The organism is Nesterenkonia sedimenti (genome assembly GCF_012641515.1).
GTDB classification, from domain to species: Bacteria; Actinomycetota; Actinomycetes; order Actinomycetales; family Micrococcaceae; genus Nesterenkonia; species Nesterenkonia sedimenti.
Genome location: NZ_JABAHY010000001.1, coordinates 90846 through 113952, shown reverse-complemented (window position 1 = coordinate 113952; position 23107 = coordinate 90846). Strand labels below are relative to the sequence as shown.

Annotated in this window: 24 protein-coding genes; 2 read left to right on the top strand and 22 right to left on the bottom strand. The window is 63.2% G+C overall.

The genetic code is table 11. From position 1 onward, the window contains the following. Nucleotides 1–2: 2 nt before the first annotated feature. The 5 genes from HGQ17_RS00640 to HGQ17_RS00620 form a co-directional block, all read right to left on the bottom strand. Nucleotides 3–1235: a glycosyltransferase family 4 protein gene (locus HGQ17_RS00640; protein ID WP_168886040.1), complete on the bottom strand. Its 1233-nt coding sequence runs from the start codon at nucleotides 1233–1235 to the stop codon at nucleotides 3–5. Nucleotides 1236–1304: 69 nt separating this feature from the next. Next, on the bottom strand, nucleotides 1305–1841 hold the full coding sequence (rsmD, locus tag HGQ17_RS00635; protein WP_324615159.1) for a 16S rRNA (guanine(966)-N(2))-methyltransferase RsmD: 537 nt from the start codon (nucleotides 1839–1841) through the stop codon (nucleotides 1305–1307). 18 nt (nucleotides 1842–1859) lie between these two features. Next, nucleotides 1860–4043: an ATP-dependent DNA helicase RecG gene (locus HGQ17_RS00630; RefSeq protein WP_168886039.1), complete on the bottom strand. Its 2184-nt coding sequence runs from the start codon at nucleotides 4041–4043 to the stop codon at nucleotides 1860–1862. Next, complete coding sequence (locus HGQ17_RS00625; protein WP_168886038.1) at nucleotides 4040–5014, bottom strand: DAK2 domain-containing protein; 975 nt, start codon at nucleotides 5012–5014, stop codon at nucleotides 4040–4042. The genes HGQ17_RS00630 and HGQ17_RS00625 overlap by 4 nt, the downstream gene beginning before the upstream one ends. A gap of 29 nt (nucleotides 5015–5043) precedes the next feature. After that, nucleotides 5044–6141 carry an LCP family protein gene (locus tag HGQ17_RS00620; protein ID WP_168886037.1) on the bottom strand — a complete coding sequence of 366 codons (1098 nt, stop codon included), beginning with the start codon at nucleotides 6139–6141 and terminating at the stop codon, nucleotides 5044–5046. Nucleotides 6142–6307: 166 nt separating this feature from the next. Between HGQ17_RS00620 and HGQ17_RS00615 the strand changes: the two genes are divergently transcribed. Continuing rightward, nucleotides 6308–6715 (top strand): DUF3515 family protein, encoded by a 408-nt coding sequence (locus tag HGQ17_RS00615; protein WP_168886036.1) that lies wholly within the window; start codon nucleotides 6308–6310, stop codon nucleotides 6713–6715. A 107-nt stretch (nucleotides 6716–6822) separates the two neighbouring features. On the opposite strand, the gene HGQ17_RS00610 is transcribed toward HGQ17_RS00615, so the two are convergent. The 3 genes from HGQ17_RS00610 to HGQ17_RS00600 form a co-directional block, all read right to left on the bottom strand. Beyond that, nucleotides 6823–7773, bottom strand: a complete 951-nt coding sequence (locus HGQ17_RS00610; RefSeq protein ID WP_168886035.1) for a tetratricopeptide repeat protein — start codon at nucleotides 7771–7773, stop codon at nucleotides 6823–6825. 10 nt (nucleotides 7774–7783) lie between these two features. Further along, a complete protein-coding gene (locus tag HGQ17_RS00605) occupies nucleotides 7784–9388 on the bottom strand; it encodes a hypothetical protein (protein WP_168886034.1) in 1605 nt (534 codons plus the stop codon). Nucleotides 9389–9532: 144 nt separating this feature from the next. Beyond that, nucleotides 9533–10168 (bottom strand): hypothetical protein, encoded by a 636-nt coding sequence (locus HGQ17_RS00600; protein WP_168886033.1) that lies wholly within the window; start codon nucleotides 10166–10168, stop codon nucleotides 9533–9535. Between the two features lie 139 nt (nucleotides 10169–10307). Here HGQ17_RS00600 and HGQ17_RS00595 point away from each other — a divergent pair, with 139 nt between their 5' ends. Continuing rightward, nucleotides 10308–10619, top strand: coding sequence for a hypothetical protein (locus HGQ17_RS00595; RefSeq protein WP_324615125.1), 312 nt, complete (start codon nucleotides 10308–10310; stop codon nucleotides 10617–10619). Nucleotides 10620–10842: 223 nt separating this feature from the next. Here the strand turns inward: HGQ17_RS00595 and nucS are convergent, their stop codons facing one another. The 14 genes from nucS to prfA all read right to left on the bottom strand — a co-directional run bounded on the left by nucS (nucleotide 10843) and on the right by prfA (nucleotide 22966). Further along, on the bottom strand, nucleotides 10843–11535 hold the full coding sequence (nucS, locus tag HGQ17_RS00590) for an endonuclease NucS (protein WP_168886032.1): 693 nt from the start codon (nucleotides 11533–11535) through the stop codon (nucleotides 10843–10845). A gap of 99 nt (nucleotides 11536–11634) precedes the next feature. Continuing rightward, nucleotides 11635–11898 (bottom strand): F0F1 ATP synthase subunit epsilon, encoded by a 264-nt coding sequence (locus HGQ17_RS00585; protein WP_168886031.1) that lies wholly within the window; start codon nucleotides 11896–11898, stop codon nucleotides 11635–11637. 5 nt (nucleotides 11899–11903) lie between these two features. After that, nucleotides 11904–13361 carry a F0F1 ATP synthase subunit beta gene (gene atpD / locus HGQ17_RS00580; RefSeq protein ID WP_168886030.1) on the bottom strand — a complete coding sequence of 486 codons (1458 nt, stop codon included), beginning with the start codon at nucleotides 13359–13361 and terminating at the stop codon, nucleotides 11904–11906. 13 nt (nucleotides 13362–13374) lie between these two features. Continuing rightward, nucleotides 13375–14271 carry a F0F1 ATP synthase subunit gamma gene (locus tag HGQ17_RS00575; RefSeq protein WP_168886029.1) on the bottom strand — a complete coding sequence of 299 codons (897 nt, stop codon included), beginning with the start codon at nucleotides 14269–14271 and terminating at the stop codon, nucleotides 13375–13377. A 43-nt stretch (nucleotides 14272–14314) separates the two neighbouring features. Further along, the gene (gene atpA / locus HGQ17_RS00570; RefSeq protein ID WP_168886028.1) at nucleotides 14315–15943 is read right to left on the bottom strand and encodes a F0F1 ATP synthase subunit alpha; all 1629 of its coding nucleotides are present in this window, start codon (nucleotides 15941–15943) and stop codon (nucleotides 14315–14317) included. Nucleotides 15944–16022: 79 nt separating this feature from the next. After that, nucleotides 16023–16853, bottom strand: coding sequence for a F0F1 ATP synthase subunit delta (locus HGQ17_RS00565; protein WP_168886027.1), 831 nt, complete (start codon nucleotides 16851–16853; stop codon nucleotides 16023–16025). Then, the gene (locus tag HGQ17_RS00560) at nucleotides 16853–17413 is read right to left on the bottom strand and encodes a F0F1 ATP synthase subunit B (RefSeq protein ID WP_168886440.1); all 561 of its coding nucleotides are present in this window, start codon (nucleotides 17411–17413) and stop codon (nucleotides 16853–16855) included. Before HGQ17_RS00560 ends, HGQ17_RS00565 begins: the two co-directional genes overlap by 1 nt. A gap of 78 nt (nucleotides 17414–17491) precedes the next feature. Next, a complete protein-coding gene (locus HGQ17_RS00555) occupies nucleotides 17492–17695 on the bottom strand; it encodes a F0F1 ATP synthase subunit C (RefSeq protein ID WP_168886026.1) in 204 nt (67 codons plus the stop codon). Between the two features lie 63 nt (nucleotides 17696–17758). Continuing rightward, complete coding sequence (gene atpB / locus HGQ17_RS00550; RefSeq protein WP_168886025.1) at nucleotides 17759–18568, bottom strand: F0F1 ATP synthase subunit A; 810 nt, start codon at nucleotides 18566–18568, stop codon at nucleotides 17759–17761. Nucleotides 18569–18736: 168 nt separating this feature from the next. Next, nucleotides 18737–19189, bottom strand: a complete 453-nt coding sequence (locus HGQ17_RS00545) for a hypothetical protein (protein ID WP_168886024.1) — start codon at nucleotides 19187–19189, stop codon at nucleotides 18737–18739. After that, complete coding sequence (locus tag HGQ17_RS00540; RefSeq protein WP_168886023.1) at nucleotides 19176–20291, bottom strand: MraY family glycosyltransferase; 1116 nt, start codon at nucleotides 20289–20291, stop codon at nucleotides 19176–19178. The genes HGQ17_RS00545 and HGQ17_RS00540 overlap by 14 nt, the downstream gene beginning before the upstream one ends. Then, on the bottom strand, nucleotides 20288–20953 hold the full coding sequence (locus tag HGQ17_RS00535) for an L-threonylcarbamoyladenylate synthase (protein ID WP_407670731.1): 666 nt from the start codon (nucleotides 20951–20953) through the stop codon (nucleotides 20288–20290). The genes HGQ17_RS00540 and HGQ17_RS00535 overlap by 4 nt, the downstream gene beginning before the upstream one ends. After that, on the bottom strand, nucleotides 20941–21873 hold the full coding sequence (prmC, locus tag HGQ17_RS00530; protein WP_168886021.1) for a peptide chain release factor N(5)-glutamine methyltransferase: 933 nt from the start codon (nucleotides 21871–21873) through the stop codon (nucleotides 20941–20943). Before prmC ends, HGQ17_RS00535 begins: the two co-directional genes overlap by 13 nt. Next, on the bottom strand, nucleotides 21866–22966 hold the full coding sequence (gene prfA / locus HGQ17_RS00525) for a peptide chain release factor 1 (RefSeq protein ID WP_168886439.1): 1101 nt from the start codon (nucleotides 22964–22966) through the stop codon (nucleotides 21866–21868). The genes prmC and prfA overlap by 8 nt, the downstream gene beginning before the upstream one ends. Between the last annotated feature and the right edge of the window lie 141 nt (nucleotides 22967–23107).

The window sequence follows — 23107 nt, the reverse complement described above, 5'->3', positions numbered from 1 at the left end:
ATTCATCCCATCTCTGACGTCATCGTCGGGGTCTTCTTCCTGCTGGCGGGCAGGCCTGCACTGTTTTCGAGCACAGTGAGGAAACGGTCGAAGAGCCGATCACGATCGAACTCCTCCCGGGCCAGTTCCAGGGCTGCCTCACCGGCTGCAGCGGTGTCGATCTCCCCGCTCTCCAGTGCCCTGATCAGCTGATCGGTGGCCGTGGCCGGATCCCGGGAGAGCTGCCAGCCAGCTCCTGCCTCACTGAGCACCTCAGGCAGCCAGCCGGCGTGGTTGAACAGTACCGGCCGGGCTGCGGCCAGGGCGTCGAAGACCTTGTTCAGGGAGTTGATCTCCAGGGCCGGATTGTCCACCAGGGTCGAGACGGCGAAGTCGGCTGCCGGCAGCATCCGCTCGATCTCAGTGCGCGGGATCTTGCCCGGAAGCACATCAAGGGGATTGAGTCCGTATTCGCGGGCCACCGCGCGGCAGTGCTCGGTGTCTTTGCCCTCCCCATAGGCGACGACGCGGAACTTCTGGCCACGCTTCTTCAACTCCCCGGCGAGACGGATCAGCCAGGGAACGTCATAGGTGACACCGAAGCTGCCTGCGTAGAAGAGCACCGTCTCATCCGGCGCCCAACCCAGGTCGGCACGGATGCTCTCACGGTCCTGTCGGGCCGCGGCGAAGTTCTCGACATCGGAGGCATTGGGCACCACTGTCGTCTCAGCCTGGGGCCAGACGCGTTTGATCCCGGCTTCCATACCGGGTGAGAGGGCGATGACGTGTTTGGCCGAGCGGTAGGCGAATTTCTCCAGGGCTTCGGCTGCTTTGATCACATGCCGGTTCTTCAGGAATCCAAGGGCCACCGGCGCCTCGGGCCAGAGGTCGCGGACCTCGAAGACGAAAGGTGCCCGGCGAATCCGCGAGGCGATGATGCCGGGGACCGCTGTGGTCAGCGGTGTGGAGGAGGCGAAGACGACATCGGCTTTGACCTGGGCTGCGTAGTAGCAGGCCCGGGCCATAAACGAGACGAAGGATCGCACGCGCTGTTGGAAGACCATAGCGTTCTCATAGGGAACAGCCAGTCGGTGCACTTCCACACCCTCGAGTGTCTCCCGCTGCCGCTCCCGGCCGCCGCAGATGACGGTGACCTCATGGCCGGCGCGGGCTAGCCGCCGGGCGAACTGCCAGGGCCGCTGCCAGCCGGGCTCCCAGGGGAAGTTGAAGTGCTGATGGATGTAGACGATGCGCACGCCCACCAGTCTATGCGGTGTTGACACCACCAAAGGTGCACATTGCGGGCGTTGTCCCCGCAGCAGCGATCACACCGGCTCTGCTAACCAGATGGTGGTGGTGCCGTAGGTTTTGTGGTGGAACGGCTCCATGCCTGCCGGCCAGCTGGGCTCCGGGGACCGGGAGCCGCGTTCGATGACCACAGTGGCGGCTTCATGAAGCTGAGGCAGCGCTTCGGCCAGGATCGTATGCAGTTCATCCTCGCCCAGACTGTAGGGCGGATCGCAGAAGAGCAGCTCGATCGGCGGGCCCGTGTGGGCTCGTAGGTACCGAAGGGCCTGCCCCTTATGGATCGTGGCCTGGTCCCCGAACATCTCAGCGTTCTTCACCAGAGTGCGGTAGGCCTGCTCTGCGGTGTCCACCGCCTCCAATGCGGCCGCACCGCGGCTGAGCGCTTCGAAGCCCAATGCTCCGGATCCGGCGAAGAGATCGACGACGACGGCGTCGTCGATGGCGTTATAGCCCTCCAGGCGGGAGAACAGTGATTCTTTGACCCGATCACTGGTGGGCCGGGTCCCCTCCCCCGGTACGGCGGCCAGCCTTCGCCCCTTATGCGTTCCGGCAATAATCCGTGCGATGGTCGCTCACCCCTGGTCTGCGTAGCCGCTGGCATCGTGGTGGTCCTCATCCCAGGCCAGAACGGCCTGGTGGAGTTCCCGGGCGTATTTCCACTCTGGGTCCTGCTGATTGAGTGTGTCGATATGGGCTGCTGCGAGGCTGATGAGGTCCTCATGCTCAATCACCCGCAGCAGTTTCAGCCGTTGAGAGCTGCCCGACTGGGAGGCACCCAGCACATCTCCCTCGCGTCGACGCTGAAGATCCAATCGGGCCAGGTGCATCCCGTCGGTATGTCTTGCGACATCGTAGAGCCGCTGCACGGAGCTGTGATCCTCGGGCATACGCGTGACCAGGAAACAGAGGTTGGTCTCGGTGTATCCCCGGCCGATCCGCCCGCGCAGCTGGTGCAGGGTGGAGATGCCGAAGGATTCGGCGTCGAGGATGACCATAGTGGTGGCATTGGGAACATCGACGCCGACTTCGATGATGGTGGTGGCCACGAGGATATCGAGGTCCCCCGCCTCGAAAGCGCGCATGGTGGCTGCGATATCCTCTGCCGGCTGTTGACCATGGGCGGAGCCGATGCGCATATCGGCCAGCAGCTCGTTGCTGCGCAGACGCTCGGTGATCAGCTCCACGGAAGCGTCCATGGAGGTCTCATCTCGAGATATTTCGGGACAGGCCACATAGACCTGATGGCCGGCCTTCACCTGTTCTGCCACCCGCTGCCAGACCCGGCCGATCCATTCGGGGCCGCGCAGCATCGGCACCACATGGGTCTGGATGGGGCTGCGACCTCCGGGCAGTCCCTGCAGCACGGTCAGTTCGAGGTCACCAAAGACGGTCATCGCCACCGAGCGTGGAATCGGGGTCGCAGACATCACCAGCATATGCGGGGTGGGATCATAGCGTTCCCGCAGGGCATTGCGCTGATCCACACCGAAGCGGTGCTGCTCATCGACCACGACCAGGCCCAGCTGGGCGAAGCTGACCTTCTCCCCCAGCAGGGCATGGGTTCCGACCACGATACCGGCGTCTCCGCTGACAATGTCCAGCAGCGCCTGTTTGCGAGCTGCGGTTTTCATCGAACCGGTCAGCAGGGTGATCTTGATCCGGGGGCCGTCCTCGCGAGTGGCGAAGAGATCATCCTGCGCGAGATCGCCGAGCATTCTTCTCAGCGAGTGGAAATGCTGAACGGCCAGCACCTCAGTGGGAGCGATCAGTGCAGCCTGAGCCCCGGAGTCTGCAACCTGCAGCATTGCCCGCAGTGCCACCAGGGTTTTGCCTGAACCCACCTCACCCTGCAGCAGTCGGTTCATCGGCTGTTCCCGCTGGAGGTCTGCCGAGATCCATTCCCCGCAGCGAACCTGCCCCTCGGTGAGGGTGAAGGGCAGGGATTGGTCGAATTCCGCCAGTACCCCATCCTCACGGGGTGGGGTGGGAATGCCCTGGGCTGCGGCGGTCTGCTGCCGTCTGCGGCTGATCGCCCCCTGCAGAATTAGTGCTTCTTCGAAGCGGAAGCGCCGCCATCCGCTTTCCTGATCATCTAGGTCCACAGGCCGGTGGACCCGCAGATAGGCGTCATGGAGACCGGGCATCGACTCAACATCCCGAATATGTTGCGGGATGACGTCTGTCCAGGCCGAGAAGTCGATCTTCTGGAACACAGACTGGATATAGTCGCGGATCTTCCCCCCGGAGAGCTTGGCCGTACCGGGGTAGAGCGGGATGGGCAGCGATGTGGCGACCATAATGTCATCAGTCCAGGGGTTGATCATTTTGCCGTCAGCCCGAACGAGGAGATCGAAAATGGGATTGGTGATGGTCAGTCTGTCCCGGTACCGGCTGACTTTGCCGTGGAAGAAGGCCATCGCACCGGGCCGGAGATCCTTCTCAGCCTGCCAACCGTAGAAGAAGGAGAGTTCGAGGTGCTCACCGTCGTCGTCGGCGACTGTGACATCGATGACGAAGCCTTTCCGGCTGTGCAGGCTCCGCTTGGAGGATTTGACCACATCGGCCACGAAGTTGACCACCTCGCCCTCGCGGAGGTCAATAATGCGGGAGCGCTGCCCGGGGGCCAGGTACCTGCGCGGGAAGTGCCGCATAAGTTCCCCGACGGTCTCGTAGCCCATTTGCGCCCGGACTGTGGCGGCCTGCCCATGCGGCAGTGCGCTCTCCAGGGGTGAGTCCTCGAAGATGGGACCGCTCATAGCTGGGTCACCGTGCTGTCCTCGAGCTCGCCGGCCTCCTGAACTGCGGCCAGGGTGGCATCGACATCGCCGGTGTGCACGTGAATCCGCCATCGCAGTACCGCCTCGGAGTGGTCATCTCCGGCCGATGCCCCATCGATGGGGGTGATGATCACTGAGTCGCCCAGCTCATCCAGCTGATGGCGCAGGGAGGCAGCGCCCAGGGGATTGAGCTGGACAGTGCACATCAGCTCCACTCCCCCATCTTGCACATGGCTGTGCTTGGCTGTCTCGACTGTGGGCTGATTGGTCTCGGGGTTCCAGCCGGCCACACCGGTCAGCAGGTCGTCGTCGAACTCTCTGGCGCAGATCGTGGCTGCAAGGGCTTCGAGTACGATCAGCAGCCCGAGCCCACCGGAGTCCACCACTCTCGCCTCGGACAGCGGAGCAAGCTGCTGCTCGGTGCGGATGACCGCCTCGCGAGACCGGGCGACCATCGATGGCATAGCCTCCTCCAGTGCGCTGCGCGCCTGGGGGTCGGCTGCCGATTCAGCGGCCTCTGCCACAGCGTCGCGTGCAGCATCCAGAACAGAAAGCATCGTCCCATCCATGGGGCTCGACAGTGCCGACCAGGCCCTGAGGCTGGCCCGGCTAATGCCCTGGCTGAGCCCGGAGAGGGTCAGCCGCGGGCTGCCGGAGAGCGGTTCGGCGAATCCACTGATGAACACCGCCAGCAGGATCCCGGAGTTTCCTCCGGCCTGGTTCATCGCCGCGGAGCCGGCATGGGCCAGCAGTTCACCGATGTCTTCGGTCTGATGCTCCTCCACCGCGGCCCGGCTGGTCTGGACGGTGGCCAGCATATTGGAGCCGGTGTCCGAATCCGGGACGGGGAAGACATTGATCCGATTCAGGCGGCCCCGATGGGTCAGCAGGGCGGATTCGGTCAACGCGAACCATTCGCGGACTGCAGCGGTGCCCCTGACTTTTCTCACAGCACCCTATTGTTCCGCATTCCGGGGACTCAGTCGGAGAGGTATTCCTCCAGCGTGCCGTTGCGCAGGTGCTCGGAGATCTGTGCCTGGGCCGCCTCGTCCTGGTGCCAGATCCACTGACCGTCCGAGGAGTAGCCACTGCCAGCGGTGGGCAGGGTCATGAACTGGATATTGTCCAGGGCATCCCGGGAATCCCATGCCAGGCTGCCTGCGGTGGTAGCCGTGAAGTCGGGGTCGGTCATCAGATGGGAGGCGAAGGTTGAGACCATCTCATTGGTCCTGACCGGATTGGCGAAGTTTGAGGGGCTTGCCGCACCGTTGAGCACACCGCGGATGAAGGCCTGCTGGTTGCGGATGCGCTGGAGGTCGCCGTCGCCGAAGCTGGCGCGGTGGCGCACAAAGCTCAGCGCCTGATCGGAGTCCATCCGCTGGGTGCCGGGGTTGAAGGTGTAGCCCTCGTTGGTGGTGAAGGACTCCGAGTAGGAGGAGTTCACGGTGACACCGCCGAGGGTGTCCACCAGTCCGGTGAAGCCCTGCATATCCACTGCTGCGACATGGTCGATCCGGGTATCCAGTAGCTGTTCGACAGTGTTGACCGCCAGCCAGTGGCCCTGGTCGCCGCCGAGAGCGAGGCCTGCGTTGACCTTATGCCAGCCGCGGCCGCCCGGGATCTCCACCCAGACGTCTCGGGGAATGGAGATCACCTGCATGGAGTCGCGGGATTCGGGGATATGCACCAGCATCATGGTGTCGCTTCGGGCACCGCCGGGCACACGCGGAAGGTCCTCGTCCTCACCGGATCCGCCGCCGGCGTCGGTGCCGAGCAGCAGAATATTGGTGGCGTCTGTGTCCTCGGGCCGCTCCTCATCTGAGGGCAGCACAGGGTTGCCGTCGGGGCCGGTGGCATTGGGGTCCGCGCCCGGGAAGTGGGTGACGTTGTCGTTGAAGGAACGCTGCAGGGAGAACAGATAAGCTCCTGCGGCGATCAGCGCCAGGATGACAAGGGTGGCCATACTGCCCAGCACCCACCAGGCAGCTTTTTTCTTCTTCTTTTTCGGCCGGCGCTCTTCTGTGGGGTCGTATTCAAAGAACTGATCGGCTCCATGCCGTGGCTCGACAGCGGTCATGGACTTTTCTCCTCAAGATGCTTGAAGCGCAGATGGCGCAACAGTGACAATGTGCTACAGAATAAGGCACGTGACTGGAAACTTGGTACTTCTGCGCACGACACTCCGGCGAACTGCCCCTTTGGGCCTTATCGCAGCCGTTTTAGGGGGTGCAGGCTGCGCCTCCGTGGAGTCAGTGGAGTCCGCACCGAATGCCCATCATCCGGACTGTGCTGAGGTGATGCTGACCTTGCCGGAGACGATCGGCGAATTCGAGCAGCGGCCCACTTCCTCCCAGGGAACCTCGGTCTGGGGTGAACCATCAGCTGTGGTGATGCGCTGTGGGGTGGAACCTATCGGTCCCACGGACTATCCCTGCGTCTCCCCCGCCGGTGTGGATTGGGTATGGGTTGAGCAGGAGGATTACGTTCAGCTGATCAGCTATGGGCGCGAGCCCAGTGTTGAGCTGCTGGTTGATGAGGACCAGATCACTGAGTCAGCCATGATGGACATGCAGCTGACCCTCTCTGGGCCCGTCGAGCAGATCGAGCAGACCCGCGAATGCGTCTCCGTAGACGAAGCCCCGGAGATCTGAATTCCCGGACATGAGCTGCGAGCAAACGCGAGCAGCGACTTTAGGCGTGAAGTTCCGCGTCAGCGGAACGAGAGCGGCCGCGACATGCGCGCGGCCGCGGGACAAGCTCAGAAGAGGGCGGTGGCCAGCTTCTTGCGGGCGGCGGCGACTCGGGGATCCTGATCGCCGACGATCCCGAAGAGCTCCACAAGGTGCTTACGCGCAGTCTCCCGGTCATCGCCAAAATGCCCCTGGATGAATCGGATCAACCGGGCGAATGCATCCTCCACATGTCCACCGAGAACATCGGCATCGGCCACGCGCAGTTGCGCCTGGACGTCATCGGGGTTATCGGCTGCGGCCTGGCGGGCGGCTGCGAGGTCCAAATCCTGGGTCCGCTTGATCAGCTGCACCTGAGCCAGGCCAAGTTTGGCCTCTGAGTCATCCGGCTTCTCCTTGATCGCCTGCTCATAGGCGGCGATGGCGGCGTCGTAATCTCCGGCTTCCAGGGCGTCCTGGGCCTTCTTGTGCAGCGGAGGCAGCTCGGGCTCTTCACCTTCTGCATTTTCGGCTCCTGCTTTGCGGGACTGCGGGGGCACAGTGCCGCTGATGCCGTTCTGAGTGGCCAGCTGCAGGATCTGGCTGACTACCTGCGGAAGCTGTTCCACCGGAGCTTTGGTGGCGTCGAATTCAGCGATGGGCTGTCCGCCCAGGAACGCGGTGACCACCGGCAGCTGATCGGCCTGCTGAGCGATCTCCGGGGAGGCCGCAGCATCAATGGTGGCCAGCACCAGCCGTCCGCCCTGGGCGTCGACTGCTTCACCGAGTGTGGAGCTGAACTGCTGAGAGGTGGCGTCTTCCCCGTGGATCAGCACCAGCACCGGGACCTGGGCGGAGAGCTGGACGACCTGCTGCAGTTGCTGCGGCTGGACTGCCAGCACCCAGGAGTCTGATCCCTGCGCACTCCCCTGGGACTGCGGCTGCTGGGACTGTTGGGCCTGTTCGGCCAACCCGGAGAGGTCTACTGCTCCCTGAGTGTTGACGGCAGAGGTCTCTGGTGCTGAATTCTGTTCGCTCATCAGTCCTATCTTAGAACTCAAAACCTTCCGGGGCGTCAACGAATGCATCGGAGAACAGGGATGCCACTGCGACCAGTTCGATCCCCTCCTCAGATTCCGGTGCCGGGATATGCACCACGATCTGTTCACGGGTGATGATCTCCACCGGGAAGGTGGACCAGTCGGTACCAGCGGTCTCCTCGACCAGTTCATCCTCGAGCCAGATAGTGTCGCCGTCCTCCAGGGGCAGCATCTCCATCACGGATTCGAAGGAGCCTGCGGCCAGAATAGAGCCATCAGGCAGCTCCAGGCCGGTGATGCCCTCTTCGTTCAGCGCCTGGCTGGAGAACTCGATCTCGACATCCTCCTCGCTGGCGGAGATCAGCTCCTCGTTGTACTCGTGAGCACTTTCGATGTAGATGCTCTCGGCGGTGAGGTCTGCGTAGTCATGACCGGGGTCGACCATGAACTCGGAGATACCGATGATCGCCTCCAGAGGCTCCTCAGCGCTTTCGATCGGGGTGATCCCGCCGTGCTCAGCGGCCAGGGTTGGGAAGACCGACCCTGGGGGCATCTCTGCGACACTGATCAGTTTGTAGTTCTCGCGGGGGTCGGTCTGCTCGATGACCAGGATCTGGTAGGCAGTCTCGCCCTCTTCGAGATCCTCTTCCATCGCGGGGTGCTCCACGGCGACGAATGCCTGACGGGGGAACTCTGGCTCACCGGTGACCACTGCTGCGGTCACATTGGTGCCGAGCGGCGCGGGCATTCCGGTCTCAGCGAGCTCGTGGTTGCGGTAGGCCAGCTCACGGAAGTCCAGGGCGTCGCCGTCGACCCGTTCGGTGAGCAGCTCAGTGTCCATCTCGGCGTCGCCGGCTTCGACGACGTCAGCTATGTCGGCGATGATGCGGTCCAGCTGGGACTCCAGCAGCACGGAGTAGCCCTCTGAAGGCATGGGGTCCTCTTCGGCCTCTGCCTCAGGTGCCTCGCCCTCGATCTCCTCGACCCCGGGGTCTTCAACCTCCTCTGCCGGCTCCTCGTCGTCAGCCTCTTCCTCGGCCTCCTCGGTGGCCTCATCCTCTGTCTCGGCGTCCTCCTCGGAGTCAGCCTCGGCCTCTTCGTCATCCTCAGCGGCAGGGCTTTCGTCCTGCTCATCCTCCTGAGGCTCCTCAGTGGCCGTCTCCTCGGCCTCCTCGGGATCCTCTTCCTCATCGGCCTGGACTGGTCCAGCCAGGCTGACTGCAGAGATCACCGCCACGGTCATAGCCAGCAGCATGGCGAAGGCAGATGCGCCTCCCCGGCCCAGGCGGTCACGCAGACCCTTGGCCCAGCCGGAGAGCTTCTGAGTCTGATCCTGGTCCTGCTCCTCAGGCTGCTCGGTTTCCTCCTGCACGGTGGGCTCATCCTCCTCGGTGGACTCCGCTGCGGTCACGGCGTCGTCATCGTTCTTGTCATCGGTGATGGCCGGCTGAACCGCTGTGGCGTCCTCGGAGGCGACGAAGTCATCGGCAGCGGCCTCGAATTCTCCGGTGGCATCCTGCTCGGCTTCCTCGGCCACGGCGCCCTCAGCCTCAGTGAAGTCCTCACTGATGGGCGTGAAGACTTCGGTGGCGTGGTCATCGTCAGATGAGTCCACAGCCGGGGTGCTCCAATGCGACTCGGTGGACTCTGCCTCGGAGGTGGCCGGTGTCTGCTGATCGGTATCGGTCGGATCGACAGCGGCAACCGTTGCCTCGGAGCTGGTGACTGTGGTGGCGGTGGCTGCGGCAGCTGCATCAGCCTAGCCCTGCTTCTTCCGACGACGACGCGGAGCGCCCAGTGCCCAGTAGAACAGGGCCATAGCCAGCAGCAGAACCAGACCACCGGCAATGGTCATCACGATTCCGGCGGTATTGGAGAAGGTATGTGTCTCGGTGGCGGTGATGGTGGCCGGGGCAGATTCCTCACCGTCGGCGTAGATCAGCAGGGCCCAGTCCCCGGATTCCTCGCGGATATCCCAGCTGTAGAGGGTGTCACCTTCGACAGTATCGGTGCTGACCCAGAGATCGGATCCCTCCGGATTGGGAGCATCAGTCTCACCATCGACGTACTCCGCGAGAATTCGGGAGGGCGATTCGGGATCATCGGACTCCTCGAACTCGGTGACGCGGTTATGCGCGAGGTCGCCGAGCCAGGCCTCGATGTCGTAGGTGCGGGCTTCGATAATGGTGTATTCACCCTCGGATTCGATGGTGAACTCCTCACGCCCGGCCTCCGGATCGATGAGGTCATCGGTGATCAGCGTGAAGGCTGCATCCTCTGCACCCTCGGTCTCCACCGTATAGGTCTCTTCAGTCTCCTCGTTGAGCTGGGTGATACCGAAGCCCAGCAGGGTCAGGCCCAGGAGAAATGCCACGATGGCGGAGATTATGCGCACGGAAGTGATGTCCTTTGGGTTGGTGCAAAGTCTGGTGACTGTAATGTCCAGCGTCCTAGACTACAGAAGATAACGATACGATTACAATTCAGCTTTTATCAAGGTCTTGGCAACCTTCGAGGTGCGAGAGAATGGCTGTGTGGCTAAGGGAAAAGGACGACGGCGCGGCAGTTCCAAATGGCAGCAGGAGCACCGGCCGCTGAGCACTCAGTTCCTGGCACCGGGCGGATTCTCAGCGGGCCTCATCCGACGTCGGGATGGTGAGTATCACGTCCGCCATATCTCCGGGGCTGCTGCGACTAAGGACTACACCTGCCCGGGCTGTTCCCTGATCATTTCTGCCGGAACTGCTCATGTTGTCGCCTGGCGGGCAGATTCTGTGCTGGGAGATGACTTCGCTGCCTCCGAGCGCCGGCATTGGCACCGCCACTGCTGGAAGATCTCCGGCTAACGCCAGCCCCCGGCTCTCTCGCCGGCCCCCAGTGGCCCAGCTGCTGACCACTTTTCGTAGCCTTATAGGAAAATCGTAGCCTTATAGGCCTACGAAACGTCCAAAGCCCTACGAAAAATGGGGGTGGGGCCATGCCGAGACAGGAGCCGCGACGTCAGGCACCCGTGCAGATGCACGACATCCATGCGGGCCACCTCATGGAGAACGGGGCCACAGGACAAGTTCAGAACAGGGTGGGGTTGCCGGATTCTTCGCCCTTCATCTCCGTGTAGTCCAACACCACACAGCGAATACCGCGATCGGTGGCCAGGGTTCGGGCCTGGGGTTTGATCTGCTGGGCTGCGAAGACGCCCTCCACCGGTGCCAGCAGGGGGTCTCGGTTGAGCAGCTCGAGGTACCGGGTCAGCTGCTCTACGCCGTCGATATCCCCGCGGCGCTTCAGTTCAACGGCTACTGTGCCGCCGGGGCCCTTGGCGAGGATGTCCACCGGACCGATGGGAGTGGGGTGTTCCCGGCGAATCAGGGAGTGGCCCTCCCCCAGTCTTTCGATCTGCTCGGCCAACAGGCGCTGCAGATCTGCCTCGACCCCATCTTTGACCAGTCCGGGGTCGGTGCCCAGCTCATGGGAGGAGTCATGGTGGATCTCGGAGATGAGGATCTTCAGTTCGTCATCGGACTTTTCTGCCGAGACGGTCCACACTTCGCTGATGCCGGCTTCTGCCTGCTCGGCATCGGGATCGGTGACCCGCATGCTCGCCGGTGGGGACATCCAGTTCAGCGGTTTATAGGAACCGCCGTCTGAGTGCACCAATACCGCCCCGTCTGCCTTGACCATCAGCAGCCGCCGAGCCAGGGGCAGGTGGGCATTGAGCCGGCCGGAATAGGACACCGAACAATCCGCAATCACCAATCGCACAGCAAACAACCCTAGCAGTCGGCAGCAGGCCTGAATGCACTTCGCCCCGGTGCCTGCGAACAGGAACCGGGGCGAAGTTGAAAGCGAGAGATGATGCGATTATTCGCTGATATCGGCCTCATCGGCCACAACAGTGACCTTGTCGTTGTCCACGGAGAAAAATCCGCCGGAGACCTTGGCCTTGACTGTGGCACCGTCGACGGGCTCAATAGTGAGCTCGCCTTCGGAGAGCAGTGCCAGCACCGGGGTGTGCCCGGGCAGGATTCCCATATCTCCGTCGATGGTGCGGCCGGTCAGGGACTTAGCCTCGCCGGACCAGACTGCGTGGTCGGCGGCCACAACTTGAACATCAAGCACTGCCATGAGGATCAGCCTTGCTTCTGCATCTCGGCGTACTTGCGCTCGACGTCGTCGAGGCCACCGATGTTGTAGAAGGCCTGCTCGGGCACGTGGTCGAGGTCACCGTTGGCGATGGCGTTGAAGCCTTCGATGGTGTCCTTGATCGGCACGGTGGAGCCCTCAACACCGGTGAACTGCACGGCGGTGTAGGTGTTCTGGGATAGGAACTGCTCGATGCGCCGGGCGCGGGAGACGACGATCTTGTCCTCTTCGGAGAGCTCGTCGACACCCAGGATGGCGATGATGTCCTGCAGCTCCTTGTTCTTCTGCAGGATCTGCTTCACGCGGGTGGCGCAGTCGTAGTGCTCCTGGCCGATGTACTGGGGGTCCAGGATTCGGGAGGTGGAGGTCAGGGGGTCCACGGCCGGGTACAGACCACGGGAGGCGATCGCACGGGAGAGCTCGGTGGTCGCATCGAGGTGTGCGAACACGTTGGCCGGTGCGGGGTCGGTGTAGTCATCGGCGGGCACGTAGACGGCCTGCATGGAGGTGATGGAGTTACCGCGGGTGGAGGTGATCCGCTCCTGCAGCACACCCATCTCGTCCGCCAGGTTGGGCTGGTAACCCACGGCGGAGGGCATACGACCCAGCAGGGTGGAGACCTCCATACCGGCCTGGGAGAAGCGGAAGATGTTGTCGATGAACAGCAGCACGTCCTGGTTCTGAACATCGCGGAAGTACTCCGCCATGGTCAGACCGGTCAGGGCCACGCGCAGACGGGTTCCTGGCGGCTCATCCATCTGGCCGAACACCAGGGCGGTGTCCTTGAGCACGCCGGCTTCTTCCATCTCGACCCAAAGGTCGTTACCCTCACGGGTACGCTCGCCGACACCGGCGAACACGGAGGTACCGCCGAAGTTACGGGCAACACGGGTGATCATCTCCTGGATGAGCACGGTCTTACCCACACCGGCACCGCCGAAGAGGCCGATCTTACCGCCCTGGATGTAGGGGGTCAGGAGGTCGATGACCTTGATGCCGGTCTCCAGCATCTCGGTGGAGCCCTCCAGAGCTGCGAAGTTGGGTGCCTCGCGGTGGATGGGCCACCGCTCCTCGACCTCGAGGTCTTCGATGGGCATGTCCAGGGTCTCGCCCAGGACGTTGAAGATGTGACCCTTGACGGCGTCGCCGACGGGCACCGAGATCGGTGCGCCGGTGTCCCGCACGGGAGTGCCGCGGACCAGGCCGTCGGCGCCCTGCAGCGAGATGCCGCGGACCAGGTTGTCACCGAGGTGCTGGGCGGTCTCGAAGGTGATCTTCTTCTTCTCGCCGCCGATCTCCGCCTCGGCTACCAGTGCGTTGTAGATATCCGGAATCGCGTCGGCGGGGAACTCAATGTCCACCACCGGGCCGATGACACGGGCGACACGTCCGGTCGCGCCGGGCTGCACGGCCTCTGTGGGCTGTTCTGCAGTAGTGGCAGTCATCTCTCTCACTTTCTTACGACGACGCCAGCGCGTCGGCGCCGGCGATGAGCTCGGTCAGCTCCTGGGTGATTTCGGCCTGACGGGCGTTGTTCCGCAGCAGGGTGTACTTGCGGATGAGCTCGTCGGCATTGTCGGCGGCGGACTTCATCGCCTTCTGGCGTGCGGCCAGCTCGGAGGCAGAGGCTTCCAGCATGGCCGAGAAGATCCGGGACTCGATGTACTTCGGCAGCAGGGCGTCCAGCACCTCTTCTGCCGAGGGCTCGAAGTCGTAGAGCGGCATCGGGTCGGCCCCGGCACCTTCGTCCTGGGACTCCACCACGGCCAGCGGAAGCAGACGCTTGACCACCGGCTCCTGAGTCACCATGGAGCGGAACTCTGTGTACACCAGGTAGATCTCGTCTACCCCGCCCTCCTCAGTGGACTGGGTGAAGCGGTCGACCAGGGTCTGGCCGATCTCCTGTGCCCGTTCCACACCGGGGGCATCGGTCTGCCCGGTCCACACCTGGTCATACTCCCGGGAGCGGAAGTCATAGAAGGCCTGGGCCTTACGACCGTAGAGGTAGGGCCGGGCTTCGATTCCGTCCTGGCGCAGGCGGGCCAGCAGGGACTCCGAACGCTTCAGCACGTTGGTGGAGTAGGCACCTGCCAGGCCACGGTCGCTGGTCATCACCAGGACGGCCGCCCGCTTGGGGTTGGTGACCTTCTCGGTGAGGATATGGTCCACATCGTCCTGCGAGGCCACGGCGGAGACCGCACGGGTGATGGCCTCGGCATAGGGCGAGGCCGCCTGGGCACGGTTACGCGCCTTGCCGACGCGCGAGGTCGCGATCAGCTCCATCGCCTTGAAGATCTTCTTCATCGACGAGGTCGATGCGATCTTCTGGCGATAGACCCGAATCTGGGCTCCCATGCTTGTCCTTCCCTGTTAGTTCAGTCGAAGAGGCCGCTCACACCTACTTGGAGGTGGAGATCTCTTCCTGTTCGATCTCGTCCGCGGACAGTGCCTCAGCAGTCTCGTTACCGACCAGCGACTCGCCACCCTCGGAGTGGAAGTTCCGCTTGAACTCCTCGATGGCGGAGTTCAGGGTGCTGAGGGTGTCGTCCTCGAGCTTGCCGGTGGAGGCGATGTTGGTCAGCACATCGGTCTTGCGCTTGAGGTGGTCGATCCACTCGGCCTCGAAACGCTTGACATCGGAGAGTTCGACGTCGTCGAGGTGACCGTTGGAGCCTGCCCAGATGGAGACAACCTGCTCCTCAACCGGGTAGGGGCTGTACTGAGCCTGCTTCAGCAGCTCGGTCTGGCGCTCACCGCGGGTCAGCTGCTGACGGGTGGCCGGATCCAGATCTGAGGCGAACATCGCGAAGGCCTGCATATCGCGGTACTGAGCCAGGTCCAGCTTCAATGTACCGGAGACCTTCTTCAGTGCCTTGGTCTGTGCAGCACCACCGACGCGGGACACCGAGATACCGACATCCACAGCGGGACGCTGGTTGGCGTTGAACAGATCGGACTGCAGGAAGATCTGACCGTCGGTGATGGAGATGACGTTGGTCGGGATATAGGCCGAGACGTCGTTGGCCTTGGTCTCGATCAGCGGCAGACCGGTCATGGAGCCGGCACCCATCTCGTCGGAGAGCTTCGCGCAGCGCTCCAGCAGACGGGAGTGCAGGTAGAAGACGTCACCGGGGTATGCCTCACGGCCCGGCGGGCGACGCAGCAGCAGGGACACGGCACGGTAGGCCTCAGCCTGCTTGGAGAGGTCATCAAAGATGATCAGAACGTGCTTGCCGCCGTACATCCAGTGCTGACCGATAGCCGAACCGGCGAAGGGAGCCAGGTACTTGAAGCCAGCGGGGTCCGATGCCGGGGAGGCCACGATTGTGGTGTAGTCCAGGGCGCCCTTATCGGCCAGGGTCTGGCGGACCGAGGCGATGGTGGAGGCCTTCTGACCGACGGCGACGTAGATGCAGCGAACCTGCTTGTTGACGTCACCGGAGTCCCAGTTGGCCTTCTGGTTCAGAATGGTGTCGATCGCGATGGCGGTCTTACCGGTCTGACGGTCACCAATGATCAGCTGGCGCTGGCCGCGACCGATCGGGATCATCGCGTCGATGGCCTTCAGGCCGGTCTGCATCGGCTCGTGCACCGACTTACGCTCAACCACCGAAGGTGCCTGCAGCTCCAGGGCGCGGCGGCCCTCAGCCTCGATATCGCCGAGGTCGTCGATGGGGTTGCCCAGGGGGTCCACCACACGACCCAGGAACTTATCGCCCACAGGCACGGAGAGAACCTCTCCGGTGCGGGTGACCTCCTGGCCTTCCTCGATACCGGAGAACTCACCGAGGACCACGACGCCGATTTCGCGGGTGTCGAGGTTCTGGGCCAGTCCCAGTGTGCCGTCTTCGAAGCGAAGAAGTTCGTTGGACATGGTCGAGGGCAGTCCCTCGACCCGTGCGATGCCGTCGGCCGCGGAGATCACGCGTCCGACCTCAGTGCGCTCTGCGCTGCCCGGGTCGTAGGACGCGGCGAACTCGTTCAAGGCATTGCGGACGTCGTCGGCGTTGATGGTCAGATCCGCCATCTGCGTCTCCCTGCTCTCCTGTAATCAATGGCCACCAGATGCGGCCGTACGGTTCAAATTGCTTGTTGGGCCGACTGTACTAGCGGCCGATGCTTCGGTTCAGGCTGTTGATCCGGGAAGCGACAGTGCTGTCGACGACCTCGTCCCCTACCTGCACCCGGATGCCGCCGACCACAGTGGGATCGACGACGACGTCGAGCTTCAGCTCACGGCCGAAGTACTTGTCCAGGCTGGCCGAGAGCTTCTCCAGATAGGAGCTGCTGAGATCCTTGGCCACAGTCACCTGGGCGATCCAGCGTTGCTGGCGGGCTGCGATCTGCTCGGCGAACTTCTCGATGAGTGCCGAGGGCCGCAGTCCGCGCGGAGCGGTCACTGCCCGGTCGATCAGCAGTCGAGCCTCGGCAGTGGCCTGGGGACTCAGCCGAGCAGCCAGTTTCTGCTTTGACGCTGCCGGTGCCTGGCGGTCGGTCAGTGCCTGCTGGACTTCATGGGAGTCTTCGATGACCCGCCGGAAGTTCAGCAGTGCGCCTTCCAATTCCTCCAGGCCCTGCAGGCCGCCACGCTCTGCCTTAGCCGCTGCAACATCCACAGCCAGAACCTCGACGGCGTCGCCGAGGTCCCGTTCTGCACTCCAGCGCTGGGAGACAGCAGCCTGCAGGATGCTGACCGTGGCCGGCTGCGCTTTACCGCTGAAGAGCGACTGCACCACACCGGCGCGGGCTTCAGGCTCGCGGGCGGGGTCAGTCAGTGTGCGGCGCAGCGCAGCGGAACCATCCAGGGCGTCGAGTGCAGTGAAGAGCTCATCGGCCACAGCGAGGTCTGCTGCAGTGATGGTCTCGGCGAGCTCGCTGCGAAGTGCAGCCAGTGATTCGCTCGACTGCCGGGATCCGCTGAACTGGTCGGCTGCCATTACTGCGCTGCCCCCTGAGTCTGCTGCTCAGCGTCGAGGTCGGCCAGGAAACGGTCCACCACGCGCTGGGAGCGGGCGTCGTCCTCCAGGGCCTCGCCGACGACCTTGGAGGCAAGCTGGGTAGCCAGCGTGCCGACGTCGGCCTTCAGCTGTGCAGCAGCTGCTGCACGGTCTGCCTCGATCTGAGCGTGAGCCTGCTCCCGGATGCGGGAAGCTTCCGATGCGGCCTTCTCCTGAGCCTCAGAGACGATCTGAGCTGCCTCGGCCCGAGCCTCTTCACGAAGCTTGGACGCCTCAGCGCGGGAGTCGGCCAGCTGCTGCTCGTACTGTGACTTCAGTGCAGCAGCCTCGGCCTTGGCCTCTTCAGCCTGGTTGATGCCACCTTCAATGGCCTCAACCCGGTTCTGATAGGACTGCTCGAACTTGGGGGCGATGACCTTGATGACGATGAAGAGCAGCACCACGAAGCCGATACCGGCCACCGCTGCTTCCCACAGATTGGGGACCAGCGGGTTGGCGTCCTCGTAATCGGCTGCCTGGATCAGTGCTGTGCTGATCATGTGTTCACCCATCTTCTCTAGTCTGACGGTCTTCAGTGCCGCCGCAAGCGGCGGCTTAGGTGTTCAGGGCCTAAGAGGCTAGAGCACGAAGGCGAAGACGATGGCCAGAATGAACACAGCCTCAGCAAGAGCGAAGCCGAGCAGCGCGATGGGCTGCAGCACACGCTGAGCCTCGGGCTGGCGGGCGACGCCGTTGATGTAGGCAGCGAAGACCATACCGATAGCGATAGCAGCGCCGAGACCGGCGATGCCCATACCGAGCATGTTCAGGGAGCCGTCCATGTGTTTCTCTCTTTCTGTGTATTTCCGTGTTTACGGGGTGGTCGGTGGTCTTACAGGTTCAAGTCAGTGTGCATCTGCTTCGATGGAACCTTGGATGTAGATGGCCGTCAGCAGAGCGAAGACGAATGCCTGCAGGACCATCATGATCAGTTCCAGGAAGTACAGCGGGATCGAGCCGAGCAGGATGGCGATACCGAGACCGGTGTTGGCCACGCCTTCCTGCTGGGTGATCAGGAATTCGGCACCCGAGCCGCAGAGCATCACGATGATGTGGCCGGCCAGCATCACTGCCATCAGACGCAGTGAGTGGGTCAGCGGGCGGATCACGAAGTTGGAGAGGAACTCCAGGGGGGTCAGGATGACCAGCAGGGGCTTGGGAACCCCGGAAGGAACGGTCATCAGCTTCATGAATTTGCCGCCGTGGAGCTTGAAGCCCAGCACCACCCAGGTGATCCAGATGATCGCGGCCATGGCGTAGGCCGGGCCTGCGTGGCTGAAGGTGGGCATCTGCAGGAAGGGGATCGCGCCGAAGAGGTTGTTGAACAGCACGAAGAAGAAGACTGTGAACAGCAGCGGGATCCACGGCTTGAAGTGCTTATCCCCCAGGATGTCCCGGCCGATGGTGTTACGGACGAATCCGTAGGCGCCTTCGGCGAGGAACTGTCCGCGGGAGGGCACAAGGGCCTGCTTGCGGATTGCGAAGCTGAAGAGCCACCAGATCAACAGGACGGCCAGGATGACCATCAACATGTTCTTGCCGAAGCCAGTGCCCCAGGGTGCCATCCACGGGAAGATCTCCGGAAGGTGGGTCTCACTAATTGTGGGCGGCTGGAAGCCACCTTCTTCGGCGGCACTCAGGGCAAGCGATGACAACGCTGGTCCTCTCATCGGTCGTCGAATGATCGAGACAAGTATTCTGCATAGAGCATCTCTGCTCTTCTGCAAGGAAGTCGGCGCCGAGAATGTTCGGCCGCAATCCTCGGCAAGCCTACCAAAGGGCCTGTCGCATCAGCGGCATGTTATCCGGCTGTGACAACACTACTACAAGTTGTAGAAATCCGATGCATCGGGCTCGACTGTCACCCGTAAACGGGCAAAAGTCATGATCTCGACGGTCTGCCACAGCACCAGAACGCCGATTCCGGCCCCTAACGCCCAGGCCGGCTGCAGCCACTGGGAGGTGTCCATAAGGGGCAGCAGCATGGCCAGGGCGGCAATCTTCAGGCAAAAGCCGAGCATAAACATGGCCATGGTCAGATGTGGGGCGTGGCGTTCACAGAGATCGATGATCGCCAGGGAGATGGCAGAGAGTACGACGACGGCCCCTCCCCCGGCTGCTGCGGAGTAGGCTGCCTCGCTGCCGCCGATCAGTGCTGCAACAGCACTGAGCAGCGCGACAGCGCCTAGGCCGGCTGCGGTCGTGGAGATCAGGACCCTGCGCCAGCCGGTGGTGCGTGGGAAGACTTTCTGCTGGGGCTGGTCAGCTTCGGCCATGTCCTGCACCTCCTTTTCGGCGAAGCCATGGTCCCAGGGAGAGCACTGTGGCTGCACCGAGGGTCACCGCCATGACGAGGCTGACCTGCCACCAGGGCAGGAAGTTGAAGGAGACCGCCCCGAAGGCGAAGAGTCCGGCCCAGAGATAGAGCAGCAGTACTGCCTGAGGGTGTGAGTAGCCTGGGTCGATGAGTTTATGGTGCAGATGTCCGCGGTCTGGGCTGAAGGGCAGGGCTCCCCTGGCTGTTCTTCGGATCACGGCCAGCACGAGGTCCAGCACCGGCAGGATCATCACCGCCAGCGGCAGCAGCACCGGCATATAGGCCGGCACATTGCGGAACCGGAAGGCTTCGGAGTGCTCCTGCAGGGACCCGGTGATGATCAGGGCGCCAGCAGCCATGACCAGTCCCAGCAGCATGGCCCCGGTATCCCCCATAAAGATATTGGAGGGGTGGAAGTTATGCGGCAGGAAGCCCAGACAGGAGCCCACCAGCACCGCCATCAGCAGGGTCACCAGATTGGAGGCGTCGAATTCGTTGAGCTCCAGGGTCAGCAGGTAGCTGTAGATAAAGAAGGCTGCACCGCCCAGGGCGGCGACCCCGGCGACGAGTCCATCGAGCCCGTCGATGAAGTTGAAGGCGTTGATGGTGGCCACCACCAGGAAGATGGTCAGGAAGGCTTGGACCGCAGGTTCTCCCACGCCCAGCCAGCCCACGGGCATCACCTGCAGCTGGATTCCGTGCAGCACCAGGATGACACCGGCGGTGACCTGGGCTCCGAGCTTGATCAGCCAGTGGACATCCCAGGCGTCATCGGCCATTCCGGTCAGCAGGATCAGCGTCATCGCCAACAGCAGTCCGATGACCGGGGTGAGATCCTCGAAGAGTCCGCTGAGATACGGGATGGTGGCGGCTACTGCCAGTCCCGCCAGCATCCCGACGTAGATGGCCACACCACCCCACCGAGGTTTGACCTCAGTATGGATATCCCGGGCACGAATGGGTGTGTAGATGCCCAGTTTCAGCGACATCCGCCGCACCGGCGGGGTGAGCAGATAGGTAACCGCCGCGGAGACGGTCAGCACGATGAGGAAATAGATCATGAGCCCTCAGCAGGCGCGGTGACCTCGGGGACGATGGCCTGCAGTTCATGCAGCGGGATAGCACCTTCGCGCACCACCACGGGGGTCTCCTTGGTGCAGTCGACAATACTGGAGGGGTCTTGGGTGTCTCGCTGGCCGTCCTCGAGATAGACAGCCACCGCATCAGCGAGCATCTCCCGGGCCTCAGCTGCTGTAGTGGCCGCGGGCATCCCGGTCCGATTGGCACTGGATACCGCCATCGGCCCCACTGCGCCGAGCAGTTCCAGGGCCACCTCATCGGCGGGCATCCGCAGGGCCACTGTTCCATGGGTCTCCCCGAGGTCCCAGGCCAGGGATGGCTGGGCGCGCAGGATCAGGGTCAGTCCCCCGGGCCAGAAGGCATCGGCCAGGGAGCGGGCGTGGTCAGGGATGTCAGTGGCCAGTGCATCCAGAACCGCCTGGCGGGCGATGAGCACCGGTGGCGGCATACTGCGATTTCTTCCCTTGGCTGCCAGCAGTACGGCAACTGCTTGGGGACTGAAGGCGTCCACGCCGATTCCGTAGACCGTATCGGTGGGCAGAACGACGGGTTCGCCACGGCCGACGGCGGCTTTGGCAGCCTCGATCGCTTCGGCACGAGCTTCTGGGCCGGTCAGTTCAAAGGTCTGGCTCACGCGCTGTATTCTTTCACGACTGCACTGGTTGACCGTGGACGTCCACTGAGGTCCTGGTGGGTTTCCACATCTGTGAGGCTGGGATCGGTTTCGCAGATCTCCCGCAGTGCCTCTGCTTGGACCTCGGCATGTTCGAGGATAAACCAACCGCCGGGTCTCAGAAGCGCTTTGGCGGCCTCAATCACGGCCCGGGGCATTTCCAGCCCGTCACGGCCGCCTCCGTAGAGCGCCAGTTCGGGGTCATGGTCGCGGACTTCACGTTCTGTGGGCACCATATCCTCGGGGATATAGGGCGGATTGGAGACGACGACGTCGAACTCCTCGCTGACCTGTTTCGGGAATTCCCGCAGGTCACACTGGTGCAGTCTCACCGGGGCTGAACCACTGGGCAGGTTCTGGAAGTTCAGCTCGGCCCAGGCGGCAGCCTCTTCGGAGAGTTCCACGGCATGGATTTCGGCCTGCGGGAACTCGGCGGCCAGGGCGGCGGCGATGGCCCCGGATCCGGTGCCGAGATCCACTGCGTTCAGGCGGGGCTCAACCCCTGCTGTCTCCATCTGGGCACTGCGCATCTGCCTCAGGCGCTCCAGGGCGGCTTCGACCACTGTCTCAGTCTCGGGCCGCGGGATGAATGCCCCCGGACCCACGCGCAGTTCCAGCGTTCTGAACGGTGCGGTACCGGTGAGATGCTGCAGCGGGATCCGCTGGGCCCGCTCTGCCACCAGGGTGTTGAAACGTTCGGCCTGTTCCTCGCTCAGCTGCGCGCCGGTGAGGACTTTGGTCTGCACCTCTCCCCTGCTGGCGTTGAGAAGATGACCGGCCAGAAGTTCGGCATCTACCCGTGGGCTGGGGATGGAGGCTTCGGTCAGCTGTGCGGTGGCGGCTTCCAGCAGACCGCTGAGCTCCACGCTGGCGCCTGGCTGCTCAGCCATTCTGCTCAGTGGAGCCGTTCTGTTCGGCCAGTGCTGCCAGCCTTTCCTGCTCGTCCATCTGGATGCAGGACTGAATGACGGCCTCGAGGTCTCCGTTGATCACCGCATCGAGGTTATAGGCCTTGTATCCGGTGCGGTGATCGGCAATCCGGTTCTCCGGGAAGTTATAGGTCCGGATGCGCTCGGAGCGGTCCATGGTGCGGACCTGGGATTTGCGAGCCTCGGCGTTCTCAGCGTCGATCTCCTCCTGCTGGTGGGCCAGCAGGCGGGAGCGCAGCACGCGCATGGCTGCCTCTTTGTTCTGCAGCTGGGATTTCTCATTCTGCATGGCCACGACGATCCCGGTGGGCAGGTGGGTGATGCGCACTGCGGAGTCAGTGGTGTTCACCGACTGCCCACCGGGTCCCGATGAGCGGTAGACATCGATTTTGAGGTCATTGGCCGCGATCTCGATCTCCTCGGGCTCATCGACCTCCGGCAGTACCAGCACACCGGCGGCTGATGTGTGGATACGGCCCTGGGATTCGGTTTCGGGGACTCGCTGGACCCGGTGGACGCCGCCTTCGAACTTCAGATGCGCGAAGACTCCCTCGGCCGGATCATTGGTATTGGCCTTCACCGCGACCTGGACGTCCTTATAGCCGCCCAGATCGGAGGGGGTTGAGGAGATGATCTCGGTCTTCCACCCCTTGGTCTCGGCGTAGCGGGTGTACATCCGCAGCAGATCTCCGGCGAACAGGGCTGCCTCATCGCCGCCGGCTCCGCCCTTGATCTCGAGGATGGCGTTGCGAGCGTCGTTCTCATCCCGGGGAATCAGCATCCGCAGCAGCCGCTCAGCGGCAGTGTCGAGCTCTTCCTTCAGACGGGGCACCTCGGCGGCGAGTTCGGCGTCGTCGTCGGCGAATTCCTCGGCGGTCTCGAGGTCATCCTGCAGCTGGGTCCAGTGCTTATGCGCCTCCACGACTCCATTGAGCTGGGCGTAGCGGCGACCGAGCTTACGAGCCAGTGCCTGATCGGCGTGGGTCTCGGGTTCGGCCAGCTTGGCCTGCAGCTCTTTGTGTTCGGCCAGCAGAGTGCCGACGGAGTCGAACATCCGGGGGTTGATCTCGGTAGTCATGCAGATGCGTCCTTTGTCCTTTGTTCGCTGGCGCAGTTTGACAGTATCTCAGCCGGTTTCGGGGCCCAACTACAGGCAAACTGCGCCGCCGAATGAGAGGCAGGTGTGAAAAGACCC